We start from the raw sequence: 14,234 nt of genomic DNA on the forward strand, positions 1-14,234 counted from the left end.
GGAAGGGCGGGAGGGGATGAAAGGCAGGATATCTACCGGGTGAAAACAGCGATGCTCTATTACTTCATGCTGTATGTGACGTGGCCGTCGACTCCGGATGTCTTCACTTTATGTCATGCCGGTCAGCCGGAAGACATGAAAATTCAGCTTTCGTCCCTGGAACGGAAAAGCATTCGCGGTCACTCGATCAGTCTCAGGGACATCACTGGAGTTTCAAGCTTGCCCTCAACGTGCAACATGCTTCTGCTGGGGGGCGGGCAGACGCATCTTGAGGAGGCCTGGCTGGAAAAGGCCCGCGACCAGAGTGTTCTGACGATTTCCGAAAATGACAGCCGGTGGCGTAATGAAGTCATGATCCGCTTGCGATCGGATAATGGTCAAGTCGGATTTGAGGTCAAACTCAAGGCGCTCTCCGGCAGTCCGTTGGTGTTTAACAGCAAGTTGCTGCGCTTGGCAGCCGGAACCTACTGATTGACGAATCCAGGATTCAGCAGTGGATTGGCTAATGAAATCAATATGTAATTGCCTCCGCTGAAGGGCGGAGCTACAAGAGTTCGAGGTATGGCAACATGGTGAAAAGCGTTCGGGTGATCGGCTGTATTTCCAGTCAGGTCAGGCAACAAATAGTATTTCGGTCCATGATCCGGATTTTCAGCCAAGGGCCGACCTCAAACCTGAAAATGGAGTGGGCGTACAGTGATGAGGGGCCCTGTGATGTGCGAATCCTGGATCTGGATGACGACTCCAATCTGGAACTGGCCAGTGCAGGGGGGCCGGGAGTCTTGGCCTTCATCAGCAGCAATCCACAACGTCTTGAAGGCAGGGACTTTGCTCTCTCCAAACCCTTGCGCGGGCAGGATTTTCTGCAACTGCTGCAGCGACTGGAGTCGGTTGTGTCGTCCTGAGCCTGCCCGAGTCTGTGTTGAGCATCCAGTCTTTGATTTAGGTGATGAGACTATATCAGGGGGAAAACCATAATGAAAAGCTTGAGCCTCAACCGCCATTGCCGGAAGTTATAAAAACTTCAACAAACACGCCAACCTTCTTGTGACGGCCTGGTTTACAGGTTATTAGTACACAACAAGACAATATATAAGCAGAACTCTACTGATAACACATGGATATCGGTAGGATTATTATTGTTTTAACGCTCGGGTATAAATGAAAAACAAACATCATCAAAGCCGGAAATTTAAATAGTTATCGATCAAATCAACAATCAGTATTTATTTAACGCAAAACAAACGTCAACTGGACTAGCCTACTAAAATAGTATTTATTTTCACCATTACGCCACTTGCTGCAGAGTTTATTGCTATGTTTCTGATGTCAAATCGCTTCAAATTACTGCTTCCAGCGCTCGCATGCGTTTCAGCTCTCTGCTCCGGCATGGTTCAGGCGCGGGAATTCAATGTTTGCCTGAATCCCCGCTTCACTAAGGATCCCATGCTGAAAGCCTATGTCGAACTGATGAATCTGGCGGCTGAAAAGGCTGGTCATACCCTGTCCGCCGTGCCTATGAACTGGGAGGACTGTCAGGAAATGGTCAAGCAGGGACAGTTTGACGGCGCCATGCCAGCCATCTGGAACGACAAGCGCGCCGAATTCCTGCATATGCCTGCGGATGCCGGTACGAACCTTGATACCCCGTTCGCTTTGGCCAAGCTCGATTACGCACTGATCACTCCGGTGGGATCCTCTTACGAGTATAACGGTGTCATCACGAGTGTGCCGCAACCCATTCTGGTGCCCGAAGGTTATGTGCTTGCCAAGGAAATCGCCAAGCTGGATCCTTCGCTAAAGATCACCAGCATCGGTGCCGATGACTATGACAACTTTGTGCGCCTTACCCGCGGCGAGCCCGGAAGCGTCATTGCCCTGAAGCAATACGCCAAAAAAGTCCTCAAAAAGCCGCAGTTCCGTAAAACCCTTAAGCTCAGCAAGAAGACTGTTTTTGCGAAAACCTTCTTCATGGCGTTCTCGAAAAAGTCTGTTTCCGCCGACGAAGTCATGAAAATGTGGAAAAACATCCCGGTCATCAAGAAAAGCCCGGCTTGGGAAAAAATTCAGGCGCGCGCCGCCTCGGCATCAGGATCGGCTCCCGCCGTCAAACCGGCCCCGAGCCCTGTTCCGGTCGCTCCGCAGCAGCCCACGCCCCCTGCGGCGACTTAATGTTTCTTTGACCTTTCCGGCAAAGGACTGCCTGACTCTGAATCAGGTGCCAATCATGAGATTGAAAAGAAAATGGCTGCCCATGGCCATGCTGCTGACGCTCGCCAGTCTTTCAGGCTTGGCGAACGCGGCTGAACCGTTGCGACCACTGACCTCCCCGAATATTGACCCCCGGAAGGCGGCGCTGGGCAAGAAGCTTTTCGAGGACAAGCGCCTCTCAGGAGATAGCACGGTCGCCTGTGTGTCCTGTCACGGCTATGCCAGCGGCACCGACAACCTGCCGGTTTCCGTGGGTATCCGCAAACAGAAGGGCGGCATCAATGCACCGACGATTTATAACGCGGCCAACAATTTCGTACAGTTCTGGGACGGACGGGCCAAAACGCTGGAAGAGCAGGCGCATTTCGTGGTCGGGAACACAAAGGAGTTCGACTCTTCCATGGAGCTGATTGTCCGGAAACTGTCCCAAGACAGTGCTCTGGTCAACGAATTCAAGCCGCTCTATGCGGGCGGACTGAATGCTGACAACGTCCTGCATGCCCTGGCTGACTTCGAACGCACGCTCATTACGCCTTCCCGTTTTGACCAGTATCTGCAAGGTAATGCAGGTGCCATCTCCGAACAGGAAAAGCGAGGCTATTCCCTGTTCAAAAACTACGGCTGCGTGGCATGCCATCAGGGGCAGAACGTCGGCGGCAACATGTTCCAGATATTCGGCGCCATGAACAATTATTTCAAGGAGCGCGGCACTCCGCTGACTGAGGCCGATAACGGCCGCTACAACGTAACCCGCAACGAAGCTGACCGCTATATGTTCCGTGTGCCTTCACTGAGGAACGTGGCGTTAACGGCCCCGTATTTCCACGACGCCTCCGCCCCTACGCTGGAAGCAGCCGTCAACACCATGTTCAAGTACCAACTGGGCCGCTCAGCGCCTCAGCAGGATAAGGATGACATTGTCGCCTTCCTGAAAAGCCTGACGGGCGCGCACCCCCTGATGAAATCCGGCAAATAATCTTGAGAGCACCCCTATGAAACACATGACCGGTATGGCCATGAGCGCCGCCGACAACATACGCAGGCCCGCTTCCGGGCGAGCCGCTTCCGTAGCCGCCCTCCTGAAACGCACCCTCCCATGGGCAGTCGCCATCGCGGCCTTGCTTGCCATTCTGGGCTGGCTGGGCTTCATGTCGCTGGGTCAGGATACAGCCTTGCGCAATCAGGCGAACGAGCAGCTGTCTGCCGTGAAGGTCGCCGATGCGCAACTGGAAACCGCCTTCCTGCAATCCAAGGTTGGCTTGATCGAGGACTATGATGGCTTGACCGGTCAGTTTGAAGACTTGCAGTTGAAGATTAAAACTCTGGAGTTGACGGCAAGCAAAGCAGGTATCCCCGTAATCGAACTGGATGCACTGAAAAAGCAGGCTGAACAGAAGGGCGAACTGGTGAACCGCTTCAAGGCGCAGCACGCCATTTTCCGCAATTCCATGAATTACCTGCCGGATGCAGTACGCGCCCTCCGGGAAGCCGCCCTGGCCGTACGTGCTCCGCGCGCTGCAGAATTGGCTTCATCAATTGGCAGTTACACCATTGATTACGCCATTAATGAAGATGAGGAAAAAGCCGACCTGATGAAGCAGGCCGCGGTTGAGTTGTCGAACATGGATGGTCTTCCGGATGAAGTGGACGATGCACGCCGTGAAGTTGTAATGCACGCGTATGCCATCCAGCGTCAGAAGGCCGTCGAAATCCAGCTGTTTCAGGACTTGGCGGCCGTACCTATGCGGGCGACCTTGGACTCCATTACCACCGGTCTGATCAAACACTTCGACCACGAAGAGTCTTCCCGCCAGATTTACCGCTCCGGCCTGATCGGTTTTGCGGTGGTGCTGATGGGACTCCTGGGGCTGATTACCCTGCGCTTGTTCAAGAGCTTCAATCAGATCAATCTGGCCAACGCCACCTTGGAAAGCAACGTGGCCGATCGGACACAGAAGCTCAGTCAGGCCATGGAACAAATGCAGTCACAGCAATCCCAACTCGTGCAGCAGGAAAAAATGGCCTCGCTGGGTCAAATGGTTGCCGGTGTGGCGCATGAGATCAACACCCCCTTGGGTTACCTGCGAAGCGGCCTGCAGTCTGCGCAAAGCTCCGTCCCCATGTTTGAGGAGCTGACGAATGCAGTGGCAAAAATGATCAAGACAATGACTCGTGAGGACGCCACACAGGAAGAGCTTGAGCAAGATGTTTCGCTCACGGCCGGACTGACGCAAACCATCATGGAGGAAGGGATCGTCACAGAAATTGATGAGTTACTGAAGAACGGCCTCTTCGGCGTCGACCAGATATCCGAAATCGTCTCCAATCTCAAGGACTTCAGCCGTCTCGATTCCAAATCGGCTGTCAGCTACAACATGGGGGACTGTATCGCCAACACCCTCAAAATCGCGACCAATCTGGTCAAGACGGTAACTGTCGAGAAGAGCTTGGAGTCAACCCCGCCGTTGACGGGATTCCCCTCCCAAATCAACCAGGTCCTGCTGAACCTGATCACCAACGCCGTTCACGCCACGGAAAAGCGCGACAAGGGTGCTGTGCGTATCGGCCTTCACTTTGACGCCAGCCGCAACGTGGTACGCGTTGATGTTGCCGACAATGGCACCGGTATCCCTGCAGATGTCATGAAGAGAATGTTTGACCCCTTCTACACCACGAAAAAGGTGGGGCAGGGTACCGGGCTTGGGCTGCATATTTCGCGGCAGATCATTGAGGCCCACAAAGGGACAATCACGGTTGACTCCACCGTTGATGTCGGAACCACCTTTACCCTCTGGCTCCCGGTTTCCTAAGCGCCAGAAGCGCGGCTCTCCGCGAGCCGCCACACTCCTTCCGGAGAAAAATCATGATTTCGATCAACACCGCCAGTGTCAATAAAAGGAAAATACTGCTTCTGGATGATGAGGAGCGCGTACTGATTGCCTTGCGGGCAGTGCTGCGCCACCAGTACAGCGTCACCATTGTGACCGAGGGTGTCGACGCACTTGAAAAGCTCCGGCAGGATGACTTCCATGTCTTTGTCAGCGACCAGCGCATGCCGAACATGACGGGTGTGGAGGTGCTGCGTCAGGCCCGTGAAATAGCACCTGCAACCACCCGGCTTCTTTTGACGGGTTATTCTGATCTGGCGGCCATCGTTGGTTCCGTCAACGAAAGCGAAGTCTTCCGGTTCATCAACAAGCCATGGGACAACAACGAGTTGCTGGCGCTGATCAACCAGGCCGCCGATATTGCGGAGGATGCCAAGCATGTCTTCAAGGCAAATCCGGCTTTGCTGGAATCCACCTCCCCCGCCGAGGATACCGGCATTGAATCCGCCTCTCCGGATGTGTTTGCGGCCAGGCTGGATGATGACAGCGGAGAGCCTGTCCTGATCCTCGACCCCGACCGGAATCATGTTGCCATGGTCCGCGAAGGGCTTCGCGGCACAGCCCGGCTGTTGACTGCCGACAGCACCGACGATGCGCTCACCCTGCTGGCCGAAAATGCAGTAGGTTTGATTATTGTGGATATTTCCGCCGGTCCGGGTGTCATCGAGTTGCTGAAAGTACTGAAGCAGGAATATCCGCATGTACTCTCCATTGTCACCACAGAACATCAAGACAGCACCATGCTTATTGAGCTTATCAATCAGGTGAAGATTTTCCGCTACTTGCACAAGCCATACCGCATGGGTCTGCTGAAACAATACGCGCAGTCCGCCCTGACCATGAATGCACGATTCAAGGCGGCGCCGGTGCTGGTCAAGCAGCAGGCAGCTCAGCAATCCACTGGCAGCGTATCTGTGACCGCATCCTTGTTGAGCAAGGTGAAGTCTCTGGGCGCCAGACTGAAGCTCAGCTTTTCGAACTGATTTCCCTGATCGTAATCACCATGGACCGCCGGTCTGTTCAAGCCGGCGGTCTTTATCCTTGAAGGTTAGTAGCATGATGAAAAGACGCACGTTCCTGTTTGGCTTGCTGTTAAGCATTTCCGGTTTCTCCGGCCTGCCGGCGCACGCTGCGGGCAAAACGGAGATGCTGGTTTATCCGGGAACCGGCAAGGCCCAGATACCCCAGGCCGAATTTGACAGAGGTTTTAAAGCCCTGACCACCAGCCTGAAAAGCGAGCTTCGCCTTAAAACCAAACTGGTCCGCCGCATCCCTCGCCTCTACGAGGCTTTGGGCGGTGAAAAGGCTCCTGAATTCATGTTCGGGCCACCGCAAGCAGCGGCGACCTACATTAACGCCGGTTACATCCCGCTGGTGCGCGTGGCCAAAAAAGCGTCCGGCATGATCGTCAGCGCCAAAAGCCTGGACGACGTAACGCGGGTGGGATACCCCGGTGAGGAAAGCTGGCTGGGCATTGTCGGCCGCTATTCCGTGAACCAGATTCGCAAGACCGATTTGCCACATGAGTACTTCAATACCCAGGACGATGTCGTGCTGGCCCTGAAATCCGGCATAGTCGATGCAGGCTCTCTGCGCGCCAATACATTTGAAAAATTACGGGAGAGTAATCCTGAATTCACCGCCATCATCAAATTGCCCGGAACCGCGGACTTTACCGTTGTCGCAAATCCGGAAACAACCACCGAGAAAGAACGGGAAATAATCCGGCAGGCGTTCATCAACATGCTTCCGGAGGTAAAAGCGGCGTTGACGCCGGTGATGCACGTGCCTGTTGACAGTTTCGTAGCCGCCGACAAAGAGGACTATGACATTTTGCAGCGTATTGTGAAGGCGGAGAACAAACTGGGCGGCAACAAATAGCAGCAAGCCTGAAGTAGGGCATATTGCGAAAGTTGCATTGTCCGATTTGTGCTGTTTGCGGGCAGGAAACTGGCCGACCGGTTGTTGGCCAAAAGAAGCCCGACTCGGCCAAATCCATCTAGTCAGCCAAGCGGTTTTTTGCCATTCCTTTCCGAAATGCTGTCGGTGTGGTGTCTTGGTTGCGACGGAAAGCCCGCGTAAACGCCGCCGCGCTGGCAAAGCCCGATGCTTCGGCAATTTTGGCGATGTTCCAGTTCGTTTCCAGCAGCAGCGTTACGGCATATTCACAACCCACCTCCGAACGGAGTACCGGCAACTTACTGCCTTCCTCGCCGAGCCGCCTGCTCAAGGTACGTTCGGAGATCGCCATCATGTCCGCCAAAGCGCCGGCATCCAGTGACAGTGATCGATGCATGGCCGCTTGAAGGTGACGTCTGACCTCTTTGGTAAATGACTGACTTTCCGAAATCCTCCGGATTTGCTGCTCCAGGGACGCCCGCATGAACCGATGAGATGACGGGCTTGGGGTCAACAACGGAATGGACAGATATTTTTTCGAGAACACCAACTTGTTCTGCGTACTTCCGAAAATGAAATGACACCCCAATGCCCTGTGGTAATCCTCGACCGTCCCCATGATCGGGGCATGCGTAAAGTGAACCTCCGGAAGATTGATTGGCAGAACGGACACGAAGGGGGCGATTTTCAGGAAAGCAGCAACAACCGTTTCCGTGTAGAAATCCTGTGTCGCGCCAAAATCATATTTAGGCTCGAAGATCAGATGAACATGTTCTGACAAATCATGACGCCGGACCGTATAAGCCGGGTTGACCAGCGGAAAGTAGTTCAGCACGCCTTCCAGCGCCTCACCCAACGTCCGGGCCGTGATGGCCAACATTCCAATCACGCCATGGATCGTAACCGGAAAGTGATCAATAAAAGTAATCAGGGGCGGCTTTCCGGAAGGGCAAAGCGACAATATCCATTCATTCGAATTCCGGATTTGCAAACCATTGACCGTCTGCCCTGGCAGGAGGCTTTCACAGCCGGCCAGACCACAATGACGGAAATATGACTCCACGTCCCTTCCCATGGCGTTGGTCAAGACCTCCCCAACCTCAAGGTATTGCGCCGGAAATGAAAGCCCCCTGAGGGCATGGTCCGATGCATCCATGACTCGATCCTGAATAATATAATAACTCTGTTTATTTTCACTCGTGGCGTTTTTGAACATTATGAATTCCACCAATCAGTTTCCCTCAAACACCAAGAATACTTATTACCAACAATCTATTCACCAATCAATATCATGGCTACTCCGGCATTACATTGGCCAGTCCTGCATCATCATGGTGGCTATTATACCAGCATACAACAATAACCCTGATCACCGGATGTGCATTACTCACAAACCGGACAATGCATACATAGTCAAAACAAGAGGTAGCGATGTGGCCATTTGACTATCTGGACATGAAGGAAGTGGCCATCGTCTGCCGGCTGGTTGCCGAATGGAAATGCGATAAGGCCTTCGACTGCAATCAACAAGCAACTTCTGACATATTGCCGTCACTTATCGATGCCACCAGACTGGAGTCAACATTCATGCACAAGTGGCCACTGAGCAAGATTCTAGTTCTTCGGCAAATTCAGAACTTACCGGAAGGCGCCATTCCTGAGTTGGCCGCTCTTTACTGGTTTGGCCGCGGTGACTCCAGCCTCAGGAGCACTACTGCCCATGCCCGCTCCTGCTCGGGCTTAGACCTTTCATATTATCTAGCCAACAAGACAGACCTTGACACCTTCCTTATCAAGGGTGAAATGCGACTGCAAAATATCCGGGAAGGCCTAACTCGGGAGCAGAGGGTATTGTGAAGGCCCTGAACATCAGCAAACGGCATTATTATTGATCTAAACAAATTCGTAACCCGTTACTCTTTTTGATCAGAGCATCCCCGGTCTTTTCTTCAAGCAGCGATAAAACCTAGCTCATTGAGAAACCAGAGGCTCCGCCCCCGCCTCTTGCCCATTCTCTGATGTTTACGGACTGCACATTGGCGTAACGGAATGTTTACCGTCGTCAAGTTCGTCGAGAACCGCGAGAGGATCCTTGCCGGGGTTGATGCCATGAACAATATCCCATCCCCAAACCTGCGCACTCAAAACCTGCAGGTCAGCCTGAACTGGGCCTTGCTGGTGCTTTCCACACTGGGCGGCTGAATGGTTGTAGTGCACAAGCTGCATTTGACCGATATCACACTAATGACGGTCATGGGCCTCACGGCGCTGAAGGCGGCGCTGGTGATCCTGTTCTACATAGACATTGCATGGGTGCCAATATGGTTTAAAGGCTTCTGCGCCGTTTGACTGACGGCCTTTTAAGCCATTGGCTGTGCTATCTGGCGCCGGGACTGGTAACCGGCGCATCAGGCTGACCGAACCAGATCCTGAGCGCCAGGCATGGCTCCGAGTGGAACATCAACCGCTTTCCCGTAAGCATAGAAAACGGAATTAATGGCGCTCTCACAATTTATTGATTTCGTCCTCTGCAGCCGACAATATCTGTTCCCGCAGCCAGCGCAAGCCAGGCACCAGGTCATGTTGCCGGTGACGGATCAGGCTGACCTGAATGCGGGACATGTCCATGGGTAATGGCGCAATCGACAGGGGATTCATCCGGGAATAATGCTCGGCCAGACGGCGCGGGATGGTTCCCAGCAGGTCGGAGTGGGCGGCTATTTCCGGTATGGTCAGAAAATACGGCACATACAACTGCACTTGCCTGCGGATACGGGCTGAACCGAGCAGGATTTCCAGAGGCGAGCCCCGTCCGGCGCGCGTCAGCAACGACACATGCCGACAATCCAGATAATCCTGCCAACTCAGTCCACCGGCAAACGCCGGATGCCCTGCCCGCCCGATCACCACCAGCTCCTCCTGATACAACGGCTGATAGACCAGATCCGCGTCATCAAAATGCAGATAGTCAATCGCCAAATCCACCGACCCGGCCGCCAAACGGCGCGGCAGGGTATCTGCCTCGTCGCTGACCACCGAAATCACAACCTTGGGCGCAAAAGCCTGCAGACGGGCCAGCAACACCGGTAGCAGCCGGGTCTGCCCATAATCATTCATCGATAGTTTGAAAACGTGCTCACGCTGCGGGTCAAATCCTTCCTGCGGTCCCAGCCCGGCCTGCAGCAATTGCAGGGCCTGCCTAACCGGGCCATACAGCGCCTGGGCCTGCGGCAGAGGCGACATGCCGCGCGCGGTGCGTTGAAACAACGGCTCCCCCAGTTGCTCCCGCAACCGCGCCAGGGAGTTACTGACAGCCGGCTGGCTCATATGCAAACGCACGGCTGCGCGGGACAGATTTTGCTCCTGCATGAGGGCATCGAAAACCAATAGCAGGTTCAGATCCAGCAACCGCAAGTTATTCACCATGAAAAAGTCTCCTGCACCCAGCATTATCCATAAATAGAATATTTCATATCCAGATCATCCGCTATACGCATGATTCCAAGATAAATATCCTTCATCGAAGACGGCAATTTCTGCTTGCAGCACTCCCGAGAGGCCTACTCATGAATCCTGAGCAACGTATTACCGCATTTCACCACGACGGCCTTGAATTCGAAGTTCTGGACACCGGCCCGCTGACAGGTGACATTGTGGTCCTGCTGCATGGCTGGCCACAGACTGCCGACTGCTGGAAAGAGGTCAGCGAACGGCTTAACTCCCGGGGTTACAGGACGATCATGCCCAACCAGCGCGGTTATTCGATGCATGCCCGCCCGAAGGGAGTGTTCGCCTACCGCATGAGCCTTCTGGTTGCCGACATCCATGAACTGGTCCGGTCTATCAATTCCGGTCCGGTTCACCTGGTGGGCCATGACTGGGGTTCCAGCGTGGCCTGGTCATTTTCCGCGAAATATCCAGGCCTTGTCCGCACCCTCACCAGTATTTCGGTGCCGCATTCGGGCGCATTTATCCGAGCCATGTTCAGCAGCGATCAACTGTTCCGCGTTTATTACATGGGCCTGTTTCAGATGCCTGTACTGCCGGGGATCATCGCCACACGTTGCAGGAAGCTGTTCCGGCAGATGCTGGGCAACACCGGCATGACGACAGATGACGTTGATACCGTCTACCGGGACGTCATTGACGCCGGAGCCTTCAATACCTCCCTCAATTGGTACAGGGCCATGGGTCTCATGTCCCCGCTGGATTTGTTTGGCAAGGTGCTCGTTCCGGTAACCCACATCTGGGGCACACGGGACAGCGCGCTCTCCCGGCGCAGCGCCGAGCTTGCCGGGCGCTTCGCAAAGGGCCCCTATCACCTCCATATCCTGGAGGAAGGCACGCACTGGTTGCCCGCGCAGATGCCTGACGAAATCAGCAGACTCATACTTGAAGCCATCGCCGCACAGCCCTGAACTCCAATGACCGCCGCTTCTTATCCCGCTGGAGAATGACATGGTAAAAATGACCGCAACCTCTCAAGCCCGCAGTTCCTCCGCCGACTGGGCCATCATTCCGCGCAACATTAGTCTGGACTGGTCACGGGTGCCCCTGCAATGGATATACGATGACCGCTTCGCCAGCCTGGCGACCAACGGACTGAGCTATTACCTGATCGCCACGGAGTTCGCCATGTGCCGGCTCTGCAATGAGGCCTTGCCCTATATTGACGATCCCAAGCTGCGCGAAGACGTTCGCGGCTTCATCCGTCAGGAATCGCTGCATGCCCGCGCCCATGGCAAGCATTTGACCGAATTCATGGAGCGCCATGGTATTGAAGGCATTCCGGCTAATCGGTTTGCCCGGAGGCTGCTGGAAGAAGTACTGGTGGAGAAGCCCTTTGGGAAGACCTTGCCCAAGGCCCTTAAAAAACCCTGGGCTATGTTCAGAGCGGGCCTGTTTGCCGCCGGGGAACACTACACCACCGGTTTTGCCAACCAGTTACTGAATCGATTGAAGTGGGATGAGAACGGGTGTGACCCTACCATGTCCGAATTGCTGCACTGGCATGCCGTCGAGGAAATTGAGCACCGTACGGTCGTCTTCGACACCTTTAATGCTCTGGGAGGTAGCCTGCCGGTAAGAGTAGTCGCCATGAGTCTGCTGTTCCCCGTTATGCAGTTCCTGATGGTAAGCTCTGTAACCGAGTTAAGCGCCAGGGACACTTCAGCTCCGTCGAAAAAACTCGACCTCTGGCATCCCTCCTTCTGGCGGTCATGGAACAGTTCCGCCAAAGCGGGCAATGTCCCCTCCCCCGCATGGCTGATGACGCATGCACTGAGCTTTTGCCTCCCAGGGTACAACCCTGCGGACGAAGGTTCGACGGAACAGGCCATGGAGTATCTTGAGCGCATGCCATTTGTCTCAGTCGTCCCCAGATAAGTAATTGCCTGCCCATTATTGGGCAGGCCCAGCTGTCGTTATTTTGACATCAGGTTAGTAATTTATTTTAGAAAAGTAAGTATGGCATTTGAACAGGAAGAGTCTTGGCTCTCCATGCCAAACGTGGGTACATGGATGATCCATCAAAAGTAAAGGCCTCCGCATCCGCATGAATTATTGAGCGACAGCTGCGAATTCTTAAGTTAGAAAATCGATCACTCATTTAAAACCACGGAGAAGTTTCCATGAAGAAGACAGAAATCGACTCGACACGTGAAATGACGACGGGCAACAGTTCCACTTACCACGTAGTCATCGTCGGAGCTGGATTATCAGGCATAGCTGCTGCTGTAAGGCTTTTGCAAGAGGGAATTACCGATTTTACTGTGCTGGAAAAATCGGACAGGGTTGGCGGCGTGTGGCGAGAAAATACCTATCCCGGCTGTTGCTGCGACGTTCCCTCGTCGCTATATTCCTATTCTTTTGCGCCATATCCAGACTGGGGTCATATGTATGCCCGTCAGCCCGAAATCCAGGCCTATATTGAACGGGTCAGTCGTGACTTCAATATAGACAAATTTATCAGCTTCAATACTGATATGCATGAGGCCACATGGTCCGATCAGGATTGTCGATGGACACTGATGACTTCGGCGGGCACTTTTCATGCCAAGGTAGTCATTTTTGCAGCAGGCCCACTTACAGAGCCCTCCATTCCACGGATTGGTGGCATCGAAACCTTTCCTGGCGAAACATTTCACTCCGCACGATGGAACCAAACGTTCGATCTGACAGACAAGCAAGTTGCGGTCATTGGTACTGGCGCCTCTGCTATCCAATTCATTCCTGAGATTCAGCCCATTGTGGCCAACTTGAATGTTTTTCAGAGGACTGCTCCCTGGGTTCTCCCCAAACCCGACCCGGAGTTTGGCCCCACCGCCAAATCCATCATGCGCAAGACCCCCTCAACCCAGCGCATGCTACGGAAGGGTTCAAGCACAATGATGGACGTCATGGAGTATGGTGTCCGCAATCCGAGGGCATTGAAGCTGATGACCCCTATATTAAAGCGTATGCTACGTTTCCAAGTCAGGGACGCCGAACTTTTCCGGAAAGTAAGTCCGAACTTTGTTATCGGCTGCAAGCGTATTCTGTTTTCCAACAACTATTACCAGTCACTATCCGCCGTAAATGTCAACCTTATTCCTTATGGGATTTCAAGAATTGACGGAAATCGAATTTATGCGTCGAATGGCGACAGTTGCATCGCTGACGTCATTATCTGGGGAACCGGCTTTGATGTCAGTCATCCACCGATTGCTGCAAAAATCAGGAACCGGTACGGCGTGCTTTTGGGGGACGTCTGGAAAAGCGCTTCTCCTGAAGCTTACAAAGGCTGTGCCATCCATGGGATTCCCAATGCCTTCCAACTACTGGGGCCGAACAGCCTGACGTACAACTCCTTCATCGAGATCGCCGAGTTGCAGATCGGTTATGTCGTAGAAGCCATCAAGTATATGTCTCAAAAATCGGTGGACGTACTCGAAATAACAGCTGAGTCTCAACGCCTTTACAATCAAGAAGTGCAGGCTGCCTTGGCAAGCACGGTATTCAACAGTGGCGGCTGCGTGAGCTATTATCTTGATGAACATGGAAATAATTTTGCTATTTACCCTTGGCCACTGCGTGAAATGAGGCGATCCATGGCTGTATTTGATCATGAAAAGTACTGGACCCGCTCATTATGATGACATTCGCCATTAGCATCCATTGGTCCACTCATATTCAATTAGATGCCGCGCAATCCAAAGCAAAGCATATTATTGACGCCAGTGGAATCATTACAGCAAC

15 protein-coding genes are annotated in these 14,234 nt (G+C 53.5%); 13 read left to right on the top strand and 2 right to left on the bottom strand.

Features of this window, described 5'->3' with window-relative positions:
• The first annotated feature begins 39 nt into the window (after positions 1–39).
• The 7 genes from Q7T36_RS10820 to Q7T36_RS10850 all read left to right on the top strand — a co-directional run bounded on the left by Q7T36_RS10820 (position 40) and on the right by Q7T36_RS10850 (position 6,980).
• Positions 40–471, top strand: a complete 432-nt coding sequence (locus Q7T36_RS10820) for a YfiR family protein (RefSeq protein ID WP_304847927.1) — start codon at positions 40–42, stop codon at positions 469–471.
• A 98-nt stretch (positions 472–569) separates the two neighbouring features.
• A complete protein-coding gene (locus Q7T36_RS10825; RefSeq protein WP_304847930.1) occupies positions 570–905 on the top strand; it encodes a hypothetical protein in 336 nt (111 codons plus the stop codon).
• A gap of 541 nt (positions 906–1,446) precedes the next feature.
• Complete coding sequence (locus Q7T36_RS10830; protein ID WP_304847932.1) at positions 1,447–2,172, top strand: transporter substrate-binding domain-containing protein; 726 nt, start codon at positions 1,447–1,449, stop codon at positions 2,170–2,172.
• Between the two features lie 55 nt (positions 2,173–2,227).
• Positions 2,228–3,187, top strand: a complete 960-nt coding sequence (locus Q7T36_RS10835; protein ID WP_304847935.1) for a cytochrome-c peroxidase — start codon at positions 2,228–2,230, stop codon at positions 3,185–3,187.
• 16 nt (positions 3,188–3,203) lie between these two features.
• Positions 3,204–5,021 (top strand): DAHL domain-containing protein, encoded by a 1,818-nt coding sequence (locus Q7T36_RS10840; RefSeq protein WP_304847938.1) that lies wholly within the window; start codon positions 3,204–3,206, stop codon positions 5,019–5,021.
• 53 nt (positions 5,022–5,074) lie between these two features.
• The gene (locus Q7T36_RS10845) at positions 5,075–6,082 is read left to right on the top strand and encodes a response regulator (RefSeq protein ID WP_304847941.1); all 1,008 of its coding nucleotides are present in this window, start codon (positions 5,075–5,077) and stop codon (positions 6,080–6,082) included.
• Positions 6,083–6,155: 73 nt separating this feature from the next.
• Complete coding sequence (locus Q7T36_RS10850) at positions 6,156–6,980, top strand: phosphate/phosphite/phosphonate ABC transporter substrate-binding protein (RefSeq protein WP_304847944.1); 825 nt, start codon at positions 6,156–6,158, stop codon at positions 6,978–6,980.
• A gap of 118 nt (positions 6,981–7,098) precedes the next feature.
• Here the strand turns inward: Q7T36_RS10850 and Q7T36_RS10855 are convergent, their stop codons facing one another.
• Positions 7,099–8,214, bottom strand: a complete 1,116-nt coding sequence (locus Q7T36_RS10855) for an AraC family transcriptional regulator (protein ID WP_304847947.1) — start codon at positions 8,212–8,214, stop codon at positions 7,099–7,101.
• A gap of 215 nt (positions 8,215–8,429) precedes the next feature.
• Between Q7T36_RS10855 and Q7T36_RS10860 the strand changes: the two genes are divergently transcribed.
• The 3 genes from Q7T36_RS10860 to Q7T36_RS10870 all read left to right on the top strand — a co-directional run bounded on the left by Q7T36_RS10860 (position 8,430) and on the right by Q7T36_RS10870 (position 9,347).
• A complete protein-coding gene (locus Q7T36_RS10860; RefSeq protein ID WP_304847950.1) occupies positions 8,430–8,855 on the top strand; it encodes a hypothetical protein in 426 nt (141 codons plus the stop codon).
• A 192-nt stretch (positions 8,856–9,047) separates the two neighbouring features.
• Complete coding sequence (locus tag Q7T36_RS10865) at positions 9,048–9,200, top strand: hypothetical protein (protein ID WP_304847953.1); 153 nt, start codon at positions 9,048–9,050, stop codon at positions 9,198–9,200.
• Positions 9,201–9,209: 9 nt separating this feature from the next.
• Complete coding sequence (locus tag Q7T36_RS10870) at positions 9,210–9,347, top strand: hypothetical protein (protein ID WP_304847956.1); 138 nt, start codon at positions 9,210–9,212, stop codon at positions 9,345–9,347.
• A 156-nt stretch (positions 9,348–9,503) separates the two neighbouring features.
• Here Q7T36_RS10870 and Q7T36_RS10875 read toward each other — a convergent pair whose 3' ends face one another.
• Positions 9,504–10,424, bottom strand: a complete 921-nt coding sequence (locus Q7T36_RS10875) for a LysR family transcriptional regulator (RefSeq protein WP_304847959.1) — start codon at positions 10,422–10,424, stop codon at positions 9,504–9,506.
• A 140-nt stretch (positions 10,425–10,564) separates the two neighbouring features.
• On the opposite strand from Q7T36_RS10875, the gene Q7T36_RS10880 reads away from it, so the two are divergent.
• From Q7T36_RS10880 to Q7T36_RS10890, 3 genes are all read left to right on the top strand, one after another.
• Entirely contained in the window at positions 10,565–11,416 is an 852-nt protein-coding gene (locus Q7T36_RS10880) for an alpha/beta fold hydrolase (protein WP_304847962.1), read from the top strand.
• Between the two features lie 40 nt (positions 11,417–11,456).
• Positions 11,457–12,383, top strand: a complete 927-nt coding sequence (locus Q7T36_RS10885; protein ID WP_304847965.1) for a metal-dependent hydrolase — start codon at positions 11,457–11,459, stop codon at positions 12,381–12,383.
• A 245-nt stretch (positions 12,384–12,628) separates the two neighbouring features.
• A complete protein-coding gene (locus Q7T36_RS10890; RefSeq protein WP_304847969.1) occupies positions 12,629–14,131 on the top strand; it encodes an NAD(P)/FAD-dependent oxidoreductase in 1,503 nt (500 codons plus the stop codon).
• Positions 14,132–14,234: the final 103 nt, after the last annotated feature.

The sequence above is a fragment of the Fluviicoccus sp. genome (assembly GCF_030646115.1).
In the GTDB taxonomy this organism is placed as follows: Bacteria; Pseudomonadota; Gammaproteobacteria; order Pseudomonadales; family Moraxellaceae; genus Fluviicoccus.

Bases quoted from the DNA above. Each gene is read 5' to 3' on its own strand.
- Q7T36_RS10825 (WP_304847930.1), top strand. From the start codon at position 570: ATGGTGAAAAGCGTTCGGGTGATCGGCTGTATTTCCAGTCAGGTCAGG.
- Q7T36_RS10830 (WP_304847932.1), top strand. From the start codon at position 1,447: ATGCTGAAAGCCTATGTCGAACTGATGAATCTGGCGGCTGAAAAGGCT.
- Q7T36_RS10835 (WP_304847935.1), top strand. From the start codon at position 2,228: ATGAGATTGAAAAGAAAATGGCTGCCCATGGCCATGCTGCTGACGCTC.
- Q7T36_RS10840 (WP_304847938.1), top strand. From the start codon at position 3,204: ATGAAACACATGACCGGTATGGCCATGAGCGCCGCCGACAACATACGC.
- Q7T36_RS10845 (WP_304847941.1), top strand. From the start codon at position 5,075: ATGATTTCGATCAACACCGCCAGTGTCAATAAAAGGAAAATACTGCTT.
- Q7T36_RS10850 (WP_304847944.1), top strand. From the start codon at position 6,156: ATGATGAAAAGACGCACGTTCCTGTTTGGCTTGCTGTTAAGCATTTCC.
- Q7T36_RS10855 (WP_304847947.1), bottom strand. From the start codon at position 8,214: ATGTTCAAAAACGCCACGAGTGAAAATAAACAGAGTTATTATATTATT.
- Q7T36_RS10860 (WP_304847950.1), top strand. From the start codon at position 8,430: ATGTGGCCATTTGACTATCTGGACATGAAGGAAGTGGCCATCGTCTGC.
- Q7T36_RS10865 (WP_304847953.1), top strand. From the start codon at position 9,048: ATGTTTACCGTCGTCAAGTTCGTCGAGAACCGCGAGAGGATCCTTGCC.
- Q7T36_RS10875 (WP_304847959.1), bottom strand. From the start codon at position 10,424: ATGGTGAATAACTTGCGGTTGCTGGATCTGAACCTGCTATTGGTTTTC.
- Q7T36_RS10880 (WP_304847962.1), top strand. From the start codon at position 10,565: ATGAATCCTGAGCAACGTATTACCGCATTTCACCACGACGGCCTTGAA.
- Q7T36_RS10885 (WP_304847965.1), top strand. From the start codon at position 11,457: ATGGTAAAAATGACCGCAACCTCTCAAGCCCGCAGTTCCTCCGCCGAC.
- Q7T36_RS10890 (WP_304847969.1), top strand. From the start codon at position 12,629: ATGAAGAAGACAGAAATCGACTCGACACGTGAAATGACGACGGGCAAC.